Genomic DNA, 13,185 nt, shown 5'->3' with positions numbered 1-13,185 from the left:
GTAACTGTAATATTTTACGTACATAAATGTTAAATGGACATTAATAATCCGTTGAAGGTTCTTTTTTGCGGATATTTGTAAATTCAACTACCAAAGCTAATTAATGAATACTGAATTAACACAGAAAGAAACATCTGAGAAAAAGAATTTTGATTTTGTTGATACGATAAGATGCATATCCATGATGGGAATTGTTTGGGAGCATTGCCGTATTTACCTGGCACCTAAATATCATGAAATGAGTGCAATTCTTGTGGAAGCCAGTACAATTGCATTTTTTAAATTCTCAACCATAGCTTTTTTCCTGATTGGAGGTTTTTTAATTAACCATAAATTCCAAGAATATTCTGCTAAACAGTATTTGAAAAACAGGTTTAAAAATACAGTTAAACCATGGCTTTTTTGGATGTTTACTTTTATTGTGCTCTGTGTATTGGAAAGATGGATAGCCTATATCAAGGGAAGTGATGTAGGTTTGATGAGTTCGGATTTTCCACTCTATATTACCCGGTTTACTTTTTGGGTTCTGTTTTTCAGTCCATATTGGTTTATATTAAATTTTCTGATTTGTATTAGCATCCTTTTAATATTCAAGAAACATTTGTACGATTATAGACTGGGCATTTTACTGGGGCTAATCTCTTTAGTTTATAGTGTTAACCTGTATTTTCGATGGTTCGAAACCTCGCATACTTCTGCACTTTTTGGTTTTGTTTTTTATTTATGGGTGGGCGTATATTTAAATCGGCATTATGGCTCAATACTTAAATTTTTAAAAAGGACCTCGTGGTATTTTTGGTTTGTACTTATTGTGTTTTCTTTTATTTTGTCAATATCGGAATCTCTGAACCTGATAAAGCTAGGTAGTGTGGATGCCTATAATACCTTAAGGATTTCCAATATTCTGTATTCATTTGTTGTGTTTGGCACATTACTGAAAATAGGAAGTATAAGGGCCCTAAATCATCTCAAGCCACGTGAAACCACATTTGGGATTTACTTGGTGCATATCATTATTATCGAAAGGTTTTTACCCCTTATATTTCAGCCACTCCGGTTGGATGTTGCACATTATACCGTATGGCAGAATACAGGTCTGCTTCTTATCAGGTTTTTACTCGCTTATACGATAAGTTATTTCCTTACCAAGCTGATTTTGAAAACAAAGATGGCATGGTCAATGGGAAGATAGTTATTTGAAAACATGCTTAATACTTTTCTTGAATGCTTTCCTGAATTTTTTAAGATCAAAATTACCCCAGGTAAATACTTCTTTTCTAAAATACCAGTTCAATATTAGCATATCAACATTAGGTGAGCCTAAAATCTGAAGCCACTTTTGATATAAAAAGCGCTCAAGCCTTAATTGATCATAGCGATTCGACTTACCGTTGGCCTGTTTAAGAGCATCGAAAAAGTGGAGGTAATTATTTAGATTTTTTAATTTATAATCAGATTTGAACAGTTCGATATGGATGTCGGCAAAATTGCCGCTTTCAGAAATACCTATTTTATTCAATAGGTTCTTAAGTATTTTTTGCTCCTGTTTAAATAGTACATCCGAATTAGAAAATGAGGTATTGTTGGAATGTATTCTGTATTCTACAAGTACATGATCAATGTTGGCAATCCGGTATTTTTCCGAAATTCTGCTGAACAGGTCGAAATCCTCAGCTGGGGCATATTCCCTGTAACCTAAAAACTCATTGAATATTGTTCTTTTGAACATCGTTGTAGAGTTGACAAAAGGATTGCCAAAAAGCATAAAAAGATCTATATTGTCATCAACTGGTACATTTAGTTTCTGTCCGGTTTTTTTATTGTTCTCATCAATAACGTTGGCATGCCCACCACAGAGTACTACATTAGGATTGCTTTTCAAAAATTCATACTGCAATTTCAGTCTATTAGGATAAGCGATGTCATCACTATCCAAAATAGCAATGAATTCACCTTTAGCAAGATCCAATAATCGATTTCTGGTAAAAACTAGGCCTTTGTTACTTTCATTATGGACCAAAATTATCCTTTCATCATTAAATGTATTAACATTAGCAACCGTATCATCAGTTGAACCATCATTAAGTACAATTAATTCGAAATCGGTAAAACTCTGACTGAGTATGCTTTCTATTGATTTTTTGATATAGTTGGTCTGATTATAAGCTGCCATGAAGACAGTGATTTTAGGCATTGACATAGTTTAGATGGGGTATATCCCTAACTTTAGGCTGGGAAATAAAGTAAAATTATAAATTATTTATTCTTATTTTGCGCATAATGCAACTATTGTTTGCACACATAGGATCGGATGAAGAAAATATTGTTTATAAGTCACAATTTGGGTAGAACAGGTTCGGAAATGTTGCTTTGGTATTCTTTGATGAATTTAAACAGAGAAAAATTTTTACCATTGTTGTTCACCAAAGGTAAAGGTGTTTTAATCGATACTTTGCCAAGTGAAATCCAACATTTTTTACCTTATCGACAAAACCCTAAAAGATCTTTGAGAATTTTGAGGTCTGTTTTGAAAAAAGCAAAAATTGATGCATTAGAGTATCAACTAGGTTATATTAGCAAGAAATATAAAGTTGATTTCTGGTATGTAAATACCATTGTGCTTCCTGAATTTTATCCGATTGCAAAAAAACTCGGTGTTAAAATCATAACCCATGCACACGAACTTACCTTTGCCTATGATTTTATCCGCTATAATGACTTGGAAACAATTATCTCTTCATCAGCTGTTCTTATAGGGTGTTCTGAGGCCGTTTGTAGTAGAATTAGTGATATGGGTAGGCCAGATGTAAATCTGTTGTATGGTTTTATTGATCCGAATAATATTATTTGTACCAAAACACCTGCCGAGGTAAAGGAAAATACCGGTTTTGGTGCAGAAGATTTTGTATGGGCCATTTCTGGAAAAACAACGCTAATAAAAGGAGTTGATTTATTGGTGTCATTAATTCCAGAACTCCCCGCAAATATCAAGATCATCTGGATTGGAGGAGAAGAAGATACCGGGGTATATTATTACGCGAAGAAAACTGTTGAGTATAAGTTTCCGGAAAGGGTTAAGTTTTTAGGCGCACAAAGTGAAGAGTACTACAATTATCTTAATGCTGCTGACGCCTTTCTTCTATTATCAAGAGAAGATTCTTTCCCGTTGGTAATGCTGGAGGCTGCTACTTTAGGTAAACCAATTGTAGGTTTTAATTCTGGGGGGATTAGCGAGTTTGTAACAAAGAGTACTGGAATTGTTGTAGAAACCTGGAGAACAAAAGACCTGGCCGAAGCTATGATGGAAGTAAAAAATCATCCAGAAAAATTTGATACTGATGAGATAAAACGGCAGGCTTCCCTATATGAAGTAAAAAAACAGGTATCGATTTTAGAAGATATACTGGATAGTGTAAATTAAAATAATGTCCAGTCCGATTGCCTATCCCTTTACCTCATAAGGGTTTTATATTATTTTGATTCAATGCCGTTTTTTAAAGCCTGTAAATAGCGGTGACCATATTCCTGATCGGGCTCTAAGTGACAGCCTTCTGCCCACTCGTTCCAGGCATTTACAAAAAATAAACGCTCTTCTCCTTCAAAATGTTTATTTGTATATTGAGTTGTTTTGTCAACCCACTCCTGAAATTTTTCAGGACTTGAATTAACAAAAATTGTTGCATCTTTTTCCCGCCTGGCAGAATTGTCCCAACTCGGAAAAACAGAGCGGAAATATTTATAAGTTTTTGGTGCTTTTCGAGCCATTTTGTCAACTATTTCTTCATAGTCGTACACTTTGTTCAAAAGCAAGCCATCCTCTTTTCCTACAACTTTATGAAGTAATTTTCTGAAAAAATGATTAAAAGGTTCTTTTTTGCTGTACTTCTGTAAGGGGATAGAAAAATCTGGCGCAAATTCCATACTGGCATCAAAATCATGATCTTTAGGGTCGAAATCTCTTTTGAAATTTTCTACCCTGATCAGATATAGATCTTCGAAACCTGCTTTTTTTGCTTCTCCCCGCCATACTTTCACTGCTTCGTTGATATTTGGATGAAGCTCTGATCGGTACATTAGGTAAACCGGTTTTCCGTTTATTTTGATATATCTTTCGTCCTTGAAAAAAGGCAGCAGATACTTGATATGTTCAAGATCATCTTTTAGATCGTAATCCTGTTGGATCAAAATATCTGCTTCCATTCCATCCCACCGCCTAGTCCAATTTTCGTTTGCCCAGCACAAGCAAAACGGAAAATGGGGTTTTTTCGATTTTAACATTTGCTCCAACGGAGTTTCCATTAAAAGTTTGCCATTAAACCAATAATGATAAAAACAAAAACCATAAATTCCATATGCCTTAGCTAAGGCAGCTTGTTCAATCATAGTATCTAATAACCTAAGGTCATAAAAACCTAGATCGGTAGGTAAATGTGGCTGGTAATGCCGTTTAAATTTTGGTTTTGATTTGGTAACATTTGTCCACTCTGTAAATCCTTTTCCCCACCATTCATTATTTTCCTTAAAGGGGTGGAATTGCGGTAGATAAAGTGCAATGGCTTTAATTTCGTTTTCGCTGATCGGATTTTGCATAAACTGTTTATTTTAATAAGGATTGTATTGTGATTTTTTTAATCAAATCAGATAGAATACCCAAAGTCTTTAAATATAGGTCTCCATACCTCCAGGTTTTTGTTCCAGGCATGGCACCCAAAAGGCAACGTATTGTTAGTAAGTTCGAAAGCCCTGTCAACAGGCACTTCGAAGGCAAAATACACAGCTTCCTTATACGAAGGGATTTTTAAAATTTGTTTCTTCCGGTTTACCTCTATACTCCAGAAAACATCTTCATTAAAGTTGGCTGCCGGATTCAGAGAATATTCTTTTATTTTTTCCTGAAAGCGTTGGGTTAGCGTATAAAATAGCTGTGTTCTGCGTAAAGATAGTCCTCCGTTACCTACTTTGTTCTCACGTTGCAGATCTGTTGGAACAGATGTGTTTTTCTCCTTTACATCAAATTTACGGTGTATGTAGCCCAAAACACTATTTTTTACTGCTTTGATCACATCAGGATATTTATGTCTGAGCCAAGGGGCTCCGATGTAATCCATGTTTTGTTCGCACCAAACATTTAACTCATCTTTAAAAACGAAAGCATCCAATTGATAAATTAGGATATATTCATAGTCTAAAAACGCTCCATAAAATTCACCTGAGAGCATCAGTTTATTATAGCCTGCGATATTTTTAAAATATGCATCATCAAAACTGATAATGTTATCGAATGCATAGGTGGTATTTAAATTTAAAGCGTTGGGCTTTACACAAAAAATAGGGTGCGATTTAGAAAGAACCTTGAAACACTGTTGCAGGGATATATCCTCTAAATAAGTTGGTTCTTTATAAATAGGCACAATAACGGCAACCTTTTTCATCATTTGGTGCAATTTAAACTATTCCAAAAATAGTGTCGAGATTTTTATAACAGCGTTCTTTTTCGTAATTGGTGTTAAAAGCAGCCTGAGCATTTTCTGCCTGTTTTTTATATTCCGACTTATCTGTTAATAGTTTCATGATATTGTTCCCAAATTCAACTGGATTATCACTAACTAAACAGCCATTGTTGGTTTTGTCGATCAATCCGTCTACGCCCCTGGAATTACAAACTATTGGTAAACCATAAGACAGGGCTTCTACAACTTTTATCTTTGTACCGGTACCCGTTAACATCGGGCAAAGCGCCACTTTGGCCTTTTGGTAATAGGTTGATAAATCTTCGGCAAAGTTAATGGCAATAATGTTAGGAGCCTTTATAGAAAGGTGCTCGTTTATTTGTCCGATAATACATATCTGTATGTTGCCTGGTAATAGGGGATATACCTCTTTAAAAAACCAATTGGCAGATTTTTTATTATGGACATTATCACTGGCCACATAGATTAGATCAAAGGTTTTTTCTTCGGCGGGGTGATGATTTTCTGGTTTATCCAGCATCATTGGTGCAAGGGCAACCCTGTTTTTGCAAAACTGACTAAAAATATACTGTTCTTCGACAGAAATGGCCAACGCAATATCGAATAAAGAAATCCGCCTGATCTCTTCCTTAAAAGACTGACCGATATTTACTTTTTTCTGTAGCTGGGCAGTTATAAAATCATGCGTATCAATTATGGTTACTGGTTTTTCTGTAAGATGGTTCCCGTCGACCAGTGTAGCCCAACTGGCATAGTTGATAAAGATATAATCGTAATCGTTGTTTTTTAAAATTTTGTTGAAAGCCCGTTTAAACCTCATGGTTACCAATTCGGGGAATTGAAGCGGAAAAAACCAGGCCCTGTTTTGATAAAAAAAATTAGGCAGCTTATAAAAAATGAGATAGAAAAGGATGTTTTTTTTAGAAGGTTTTTTTTTAATTACATAAGTATTATTGGCAAGGCCTGATTGTTCAAATGCTTTAATGTCTGTTTCATTCCAGCGTCCGGTGAAATATTCGCTAATAAAATCAATTTCGAAGTTTCTTGATTTAAAGTAGCTTAACATGCTTAAAGCCCTGGTTCTATTTCCCGCGTTTTTTTTCAACGGGTTATCAGGCATAAAAAATAATACTTTCTTCATCTAAAATATTTAGTCGTTAAAGGCCTGCATGTCGATTAAACGCCTGTATAAACCATTTTTACCCATTAGCTCATTATGGCTTCCACTCTCTACAACTTCGCCTTTATCAATCACTACAATTTTATCCGCATGTTGTATGGTACTTAAACGATGGGCAATAACGATTGAAGTACGGTTTTTCATTAAATTATTTAGGGCATCCTGTACCAGTTTTTCAGATTCTGTATCCAATGCTGATGTAGCTTCATCTAAAAGCATAATCGGAGGATTGGCTAAAACAGCCCTGGCAATACAAACACGTTGTTTTTGTCCACCCGATAATTTATTACCCCTGTCGCCTACGCTGGTTTGATAACCATTTTCGGTGTTGAGGATGAAATCGTGTGCATTTGCAATTTTCGCTGCAGCAATAACTTCCTCTTCGGTGGCATCTGGTTTGGCAAAGGCGATATTATTAAAAATACTGTCGTTAAATAGAAATGATTCCTGGTTAACGATCCCCATTTGCGAACGGATGCTTTCTACGGTAAGATCCCTGTAATCATGGCCGTCGATTTTGATGGCTCCCGATTTTGGATCATGAAAACGTGGCAGTAAATCCATTAAAGTACTTTTTCCACCTCCCGAAGGACCAACCAAAGCAACTGTTTTACCTTTTTCTATATCAATATTAATGTTTTTTAATACCTGTTTATCACCATAGTAGAATGAAACGTCCTGTAAAGTTAGTGCTTTGCTGAAATTGGCTAATACTTCTGCATCAATTTTATTTTTAAGTGCGGGTTCGGTATCGATCAGGTCTAATACGCGTTCGCCTGCAGCAATACCCGAGTGGATACCACTAAAAGAATCGGCCAGGGCTTTTACGGGTTGTAATACCTGCGAAAAGGTAGCCAGATAAACCACAAATTCTGCAGCTTCCAGATCACCTTTTCCACTCAAAATCAGTGTTCCGCCATATAAAAGGATAAACACAACGACCAAAACACCAAGAGTTTGAGAAACGGGTGAGGCCAACTGCTGTCTTCTGGCCATTTTTCTGTTTATAAACGAGTAAAACTTGTTTTCGGTATCAAACCTTTCCTTAGTCCGTTCAGTAGAATTAAATGCTTTAATAATCTTTATCCCGCTTAACGACTCATCTAAAAAGCCAATCATTTTTGCAAAAGATTCGTGCGATTGTGTAGCCTGTTGTTTTAATCTTTTCACAATTTTACTGATGATAAATCCCGAAACCGGAATAACCAGCAAAGAAAATAAGGTTAATTTGGCAGATATAGAAATCAGTACGCCGATAAAGAAAAGCAATTGTAAAGGTTCTTTAAAAACAACCTGCAGGGTATTGGTAACCGTAAACTGAACCACCTGCACATCCGACGCTACTTTTGAGATAATATCGCCCTTGCGTTCGTTATTAAAATAACCAACATGCAGGTTCATTACATTGTTAAAAACGGTTTTACGTATGTTTAATAAGGTATGCACACGTAAATCTTCCATAAATCGCTGTGCAAAATAGCGGAAAAAGTTGGCGAGAAATACCGTACCGATAATAATAACACAGATTACTTTTAGCGCCAGAATTTTATCATCGGCAATAATCCCATTGATAAATTCATTAAAGCGACCTAATAAATCCCATGAACTTTTATCCTCCGCAACTTTTGCCGGATCACATTTGCCTAAAAACAGTGCCTGCATTAAAGGACCAAGTAGCGTAAAAAGAAAAGTATTGAAAAAAATAGCTAATACTGTGGTAATCACATAAGGTATTGCAAATTTTTCTATGGGCTTTGCAAATGATAGTAAACGAAAATAAGTTTTCATTTTATGTAAAATGGAGTATGTAAAAAGGAAGATGGTTAAAGTATCGCCCTAAAAAATCTATATAAAAACTCAGCAAAGTTAAGCTTTTCAATTAAACGTTGTGGTTTTTCGAAAGTTGTAAGATTTAAAATTACAATTCCTGGGTTTTAAGAATGGCGGGGTAAGCAGTTTTACTAAGGATATATTTAATAATTGGACTTTGTAACTGAACAATTGAATAGGAATGATTACAATAAAACTTCTCTATTTTTGGATGCTGTTTTCCAAACATTCCTGATATAAATCCATATATTGATTGGCCGCTATTTCCCACGAAAACTTTTCGGCCTGGGCCACTGCTTCACCATAACGGTTATTCTGGGCAAAATCGCTCATTCCTTTATTAAATACCTCCTGCATGTGCTCAGGTTCAAAATTATCAAAGTAATAAGCTACATCGCCACCCACTTCGGGCAATGAAGTAAATTTTGAAAGAAAAACTGGTTTCCCGAAATGCATGGCTTCAATAACTGGCAAACCAAAACCTTCTGCAACCGAAGGGAATAAAAATGCATCACAATTTTTGTAATACCAGGCTTTATCTTCGTCAGAAATTGGTCCGGTAATATGTACCCTATCCAAGCACTTATATTTTTCGGCTTCTTCTAAAATCCTTTGTTTATGTGGAGTTTCTCTGCCCGCAATAACAAGATGAAAATCATTTCCTTTTAATAAAGCCGGCAACAGGTGAAATCCTTTCTGAACCGATAATAAGCCTATAGTAAATAAAAAAGGTTTTGATGGGACGAAGTTGGGGGTATGTTTTTCATCTGATATCAATTTATCAGCACCATTATAAATTACACTCACTTTCTCCCTGGCTTCAGGGAAATATTGGGTTACATCATTTGCAACAAACTGCGATATACATACAATTTTGTCACACTGTGAAATCAGTTTGCCCAGTTTTTTTAGATAGACCTGAATCCGGTGCGGTTTGCTAAATTTTAAATGCACCTTGTTCATATCATGAACGGTCATTATTTTTTTTGCATTAACCCTGTTCGGTCTTAATCTGCAGGTTTGATCAGAAAGATGAACCACATCGAAATCATTTTTTCCCTTAAAGAATAACCGGTCTAATCTAGAGAGATAGATGATGTTAACCAGGCCGTTAAAAAGATATTTTGTATGTTTAAAGAGGTAAAATTTGAGGTCAAATTTTCCTTTGTTTTCATGGATCAATGCATCGCCCAATCCTTTTCCAAACGAAAAATAGCCACAATTGGCATCTTTCATCGAATCAAAAGTTACTAAGACTTTAGGCTTTTTCATTAAATAATATTTCTAATATGATGCAAATATAGGTAGATTTAAATTGCAGGCTATTTTACAATTTTATAGTTGCGGTATTCGAATAAACGCAAGCCGGTTAAGTCTTCAATTTTTTGTAAAACCCTCCTGCGGAAATTCATTTTTGGGGTTTCTTTCGTTAAGTCTTTATCAAATTTCCAGTTTGCGGCGGCAATCCTGGCCTGCATCACTTTTGGGTGGCTGCCCTTAAAATGAACCAGGCGGTCGGCATTGTGCATATCGTAAGTATCCTGAACCGGATAATTTTCCTCTATCCACTCCGGCGTTTGATAAAATTGGTTGAAATTCCGCACCTTGCCCTGTAAACCCTTTGGTGGTTTTACCCAGCCATAATGATAAATATAAGCATCAATTAATTTAACCTTTAACTTCCTGTCGTTAATCCTGAAGCCTTGTGCATCACGGTACGAGCGTACACCAGGAAGATTTTTAATGATTCTTACTTCCCTTCTATACCAACGCCTCGATTCAGCCAGGTAATCATAAGAAGCGTAAAAATGTTTGTATTTTAAAAGCAGGGCTTCAACATTGCTATTGTTAAGTTCCTGTTCCATCTCTTTTTTAACCAGGGGAAGATAATCTTCGTGGATGGCTTCATCACCCTGAATGTAGATCATCCAATCGGTATCGGCACTCACTCCTGCTAAAGCTTTATTGGTTTCATCGGCAAAAACGCGACCACCTTCACGTATGCTGTCATCCCAAACCGTATCAATAGTCCTGATTTTAGGATCGATACTTTTAACCATTTCAGAAGTTTCATCAGATGAATTGCCCAATGCAACTATAAAATCATCACACAAAGGTAATACCGAAAGTATGGCTTCTTTTGCCGGATAATCGTTTACAATTGCATTTCTTAAAAAGGTAAAACCGGTAACTTTCATTATGGTGGCGCTTTTGTAGCTGATAATTTTTGTTTATTTGTACAAAGATAGTTTTATTGATGAATACGCATCTATCCATTTTAAGCGAAGTAAAGGCAGGAAATTACAGGGCTTTGGCAAGGGCATTAACACTTGTCGAAAATAGCATCAGCCCGGCGGATTCGATTTTAAGGGATTTGGATGGTAAAGCAGATACCACTGTTTTGGGCATTACTGGACCTCCGGGAGCAGGTAAAAGTACCCTGGTAAATGCTATAACCAGTTATTTTGTTAATAAAGAAAAGCGTGTAGCCATTTTAGCTATCGATCCTACTTCACCGTTTAATTTTGGTTCGCTGCTTGGCGACCGGATCCGTATGGCTAGTCAATTTAACAATCCAAATGTATATATCCGGTCGCTGGCAACCCGTGGTGCACTGGGTGGCATTTCTGCAAAGACCATCGAAATGGTTGATGTTTTAAAAGCATCCAATTTCGACCTGATTATAGTTGAAACGGTAGGGGTTGGCCAATCGGAAGTTGAAATAGCAGGACTGGCAGATAAAACCATTGTGGTGCTGGTTCCAGAATCGGGAGATGAAGTTCAGAATATCAAATCGGGCCTGATGGAGATTGCGGATTGTTTTGTAATCAATAAAGCTGATCGGAATGGGGCCGATACCTTTGCCAATAATTTAAAGAAAATCGTCCATCAGGGAATAAAAACGATTCCGATTTTAAAAACCGTTGCCGATAAAAATACGGGTATAGATAAATTGTGTGAATGGATTGCCAAATCCGAAACTTTCGATAATAACCGTAAAACATTTCTCTTAGCCGAAAAAGCCTGGAAACTTATTCAGCATAGAAGGATGCAGGATATAGATAAAAAAAAGCTGCGAGAAAAAATTCAGGCAGCTTTAAAAAATGATGATTTTAATATTTATCGTTTCGCGGATGAGTTTGTTGAGGGTTAACTGGTTAATTGTTTAAATCGGTTAACTGGGAATTGCAAACTAACTAATTGTTGAGATTGTTTTTATTGCTAAATTGTTAGAGTTGGTTAACTGTATTATGCCAATTGCTTAATTGTTTAATTGCCGCATTGCTAAAGCGCTCGTAGGATTTTGAATATTGTGATTTGATCATTGATAATTAATTACAAATGGTTAATTGTATAAATTGGTTAACTGAAAACTATAAACTGCCAATTGAGAACTGACTAACTGTTCATAATTTCCTCAATATCTCCTGCATCCAATGGGATATCAGCCATTAAATCTACATTGCCATTTGCTGTAATCAGGATATTGTTCTCTAAACGAATACCCAAACCTTCTTCGGGGATGTAAATGCCTGGCTCAACGGTTAAGATGTTTCCAATGGCAAATGGAGTATACCTTCCTGCAAAATCATGCACATCTATACCTAAATGGTGAGAAGTGCCATGCATAAAATATTTTTTATAAGCCGGATAGCTAGCACTTTGTTTTTTTACTTCCTCCAGCGAAATCAAACCAAGGTTAAGCAGTTGCTCCGTCATAACTTCCCCAACCTGTTCGTGATAAGTATTCCACAATACGCCTTCACCGATTAACTTAATCGATTCTTTCATTACGTGATGAACCGCATTGTATACCTCTCTCTGTCTGGGTGTAAATCTTCCGTTCACCGGTATCGAGCGGCTCATATCAGCATTGTAGTTGGCATATTCTGCCCCAAAATCAAAAAGGATTACATCACCGTCTTTACATTCCTGATTATTATCGTTATAATGTAAGATGTTTGCATTGTGCCCTGATGCGATAATCGGTGTATATGCGTGTCCGGTTCCACCCTGACGGATAAATTCGTGGATAATTTCTGCTTCTATTTCGTATTCTTTTACACCAGGTTTGGTGAATTTTAATACCCTGATAAAGGCATCGCGGGTTATTGCGCTGGCTTTTTTGGTTAGTTCTACCTCAACATTTGATTTAACAGCACGTAATGCACGCATAATCGGTGCCGAGCGTTCGTAATGATGCAGCGGATACTTTGCCCTCATTTTTTCGATAAAACGGATATCGCGATAAGGTACTTCGTGTGCATAACGATCATTTTCATTTGTATTTAAATAAATATGCTCAGCATAGTTAACGATACTATGTAAAATGTTATCAAAATCTTCTAACCAATAGATGGTTTCAATACCCGAAGCTGCCTTAGCCTGCTCTTTGGTATACTTATAACCTTCCCAAACTTTGATATAGTCGTTCGTCTGTCTTAAAAACAGGACTTCTCTGTACAAAGGATTAGGACAATCAGGATATAGTAGTAAAATTGATTGTTCCTGATCAATTCCTGATAAATAAAATAAATCTGGATTTTGCTTAAAAACGAAATTTTGATCGCCACTTCTAGGGAACTCATCGCTTGAATTGAATATAGCTAATGAGTTGTTTTTTAGTTGTTTAACGAAGTTTTTCCTGTTTAAGGTAAACAGAGACTGATCAATAGTAGGATATTTCATGAAAATAGTATTTTT

At 36.1% G+C, this 13,185-nt stretch carries 11 protein-coding genes; 3 read left to right on the top strand and 8 right to left on the bottom strand.

The window, feature by feature from the left end:
• The first annotated feature begins 103 nt into the window (after positions 1–103).
• Positions 104–1,192 carry an acyltransferase family protein gene (locus DRW42_RS12130; RefSeq protein WP_113949086.1) on the top strand — a complete coding sequence of 363 codons (1,089 nt, stop codon included), beginning with the start codon at positions 104–106 and terminating at the stop codon, positions 1,190–1,192.
• On the opposite strand, the gene DRW42_RS12125 is transcribed toward DRW42_RS12130, so the two are convergent.
• Complete coding sequence (locus DRW42_RS12125; protein WP_279634125.1) at positions 1,193–2,194, bottom strand: glycosyltransferase family 2 protein; 1,002 nt, start codon at positions 2,192–2,194, stop codon at positions 1,193–1,195.
• Between the two features lie 117 nt (positions 2,195–2,311).
• On the opposite strand from DRW42_RS12125, the gene DRW42_RS12120 reads away from it, so the two are divergent.
• Positions 2,312–3,421 carry a glycosyltransferase family 4 protein gene (locus tag DRW42_RS12120; protein ID WP_113949084.1) on the top strand — a complete coding sequence of 370 codons (1,110 nt, stop codon included), beginning with the start codon at positions 2,312–2,314 and terminating at the stop codon, positions 3,419–3,421.
• 50 nt (positions 3,422–3,471) lie between these two features.
• On the opposite strand, the gene DRW42_RS12115 is transcribed toward DRW42_RS12120, so the two are convergent.
• The 6 genes from DRW42_RS12115 to DRW42_RS12090 all read right to left on the bottom strand — a co-directional run bounded on the left by DRW42_RS12115 (position 3,472) and on the right by DRW42_RS12090 (position 10,679).
• Positions 3,472–4,590, bottom strand: coding sequence for a glycosyltransferase WbsX family protein (locus DRW42_RS12115; protein ID WP_113949083.1), 1,119 nt, complete (start codon positions 4,588–4,590; stop codon positions 3,472–3,474).
• Between the two features lie 47 nt (positions 4,591–4,637).
• Positions 4,638–5,435, bottom strand: a complete 798-nt coding sequence (locus DRW42_RS12110) for a DUF5672 family protein (protein ID WP_147243730.1) — start codon at positions 5,433–5,435, stop codon at positions 4,638–4,640.
• 10 nt (positions 5,436–5,445) lie between these two features.
• Positions 5,446–6,612 (bottom strand): glycosyltransferase, encoded by a 1,167-nt coding sequence (locus DRW42_RS12105; protein WP_113949081.1) that lies wholly within the window; start codon positions 6,610–6,612, stop codon positions 5,446–5,448.
• Positions 6,613–6,621: 9 nt separating this feature from the next.
• Positions 6,622–8,439: an ABC transporter ATP-binding protein gene (locus DRW42_RS12100; protein WP_113949080.1), complete on the bottom strand. Its 1,818-nt coding sequence runs from the start codon at positions 8,437–8,439 to the stop codon at positions 6,622–6,624.
• A gap of 243 nt (positions 8,440–8,682) precedes the next feature.
• Positions 8,683–9,753, bottom strand: a complete 1,071-nt coding sequence (locus DRW42_RS12095; RefSeq protein ID WP_113949079.1) for a glycosyltransferase family 4 protein — start codon at positions 9,751–9,753, stop codon at positions 8,683–8,685.
• 50 nt (positions 9,754–9,803) lie between these two features.
• Positions 9,804–10,679 (bottom strand): glycosyltransferase family 2 protein, encoded by an 876-nt coding sequence (locus DRW42_RS12090; protein WP_113949078.1) that lies wholly within the window; start codon positions 10,677–10,679, stop codon positions 9,804–9,806.
• 59 nt (positions 10,680–10,738) lie between these two features.
• On the opposite strand from DRW42_RS12090, the gene meaB reads away from it, so the two are divergent.
• Entirely contained in the window at positions 10,739–11,635 is an 897-nt protein-coding gene (meaB, locus tag DRW42_RS12085) for a methylmalonyl Co-A mutase-associated GTPase MeaB (protein WP_113949077.1), read from the top strand.
• A gap of 245 nt (positions 11,636–11,880) precedes the next feature.
• Here the strand turns inward: meaB and DRW42_RS12080 are convergent, their stop codons facing one another.
• Positions 11,881–13,170 carry an aminopeptidase P family protein gene (locus DRW42_RS12080; protein WP_113949076.1) on the bottom strand — a complete coding sequence of 430 codons (1,290 nt, stop codon included), beginning with the start codon at positions 13,168–13,170 and terminating at the stop codon, positions 11,881–11,883.
• Positions 13,171–13,185 lie beyond the last annotated feature (15 nt).

Source organism: Pedobacter miscanthi (genome assembly GCF_003315595.1).
GTDB classification, from domain to species: Bacteria; Bacteroidota; Bacteroidia; order Sphingobacteriales; family Sphingobacteriaceae; genus Pedobacter; species Pedobacter miscanthi.
This window is presented reverse-complemented; position numbering and strand designations above follow the sequence as displayed.

What these genes read in the sequence shown, in the direction of transcription:
- DRW42_RS12130 (WP_113949086.1), top strand. Translation starts at nt 104, where the DNA reads ATGAATACTGAATTAACACAGAAAGAAACATCTGAGAAAAAGAATTTT.
- DRW42_RS12125 (WP_279634125.1), bottom strand. Translation starts at nt 2,194, where the DNA reads ATGCCTAAAATCACTGTCTTCATGGCAGCTTATAATCAGACCAACTAT.
- DRW42_RS12120 (WP_113949084.1), top strand. Translation starts at nt 2,312, where the DNA reads ATGAAGAAAATATTGTTTATAAGTCACAATTTGGGTAGAACAGGTTCG.
- DRW42_RS12115 (WP_113949083.1), bottom strand. Translation starts at nt 4,590, where the DNA reads ATGCAAAATCCGATCAGCGAAAACGAAATTAAAGCCATTGCACTTTAT.
- DRW42_RS12110 (WP_147243730.1), bottom strand. Translation starts at nt 5,435, where the DNA reads ATGATGAAAAAGGTTGCCGTTATTGTGCCTATTTATAAAGAACCAACT.
- DRW42_RS12105 (WP_113949081.1), bottom strand. Translation starts at nt 6,612, where the DNA reads ATGAAGAAAGTATTATTTTTTATGCCTGATAACCCGTTGAAAAAAAAC.
- DRW42_RS12100 (WP_113949080.1), bottom strand. Translation starts at nt 8,439, where the DNA reads ATGAAAACTTATTTTCGTTTACTATCATTTGCAAAGCCCATAGAAAAA.
- DRW42_RS12095 (WP_113949079.1), bottom strand. Translation starts at nt 9,753, where the DNA reads ATGAAAAAGCCTAAAGTCTTAGTAACTTTTGATTCGATGAAAGATGCC.
- DRW42_RS12090 (WP_113949078.1), bottom strand. Translation starts at nt 10,679, where the DNA reads ATGAAAGTTACCGGTTTTACCTTTTTAAGAAATGCAATTGTAAACGAT.
- meaB (WP_113949077.1), top strand. Translation starts at nt 10,739, where the DNA reads ATGAATACGCATCTATCCATTTTAAGCGAAGTAAAGGCAGGAAATTAC.
- DRW42_RS12080 (WP_113949076.1), bottom strand. Translation starts at nt 13,170, where the DNA reads ATGAAATATCCTACTATTGATCAGTCTCTGTTTACCTTAAACAGGAAA.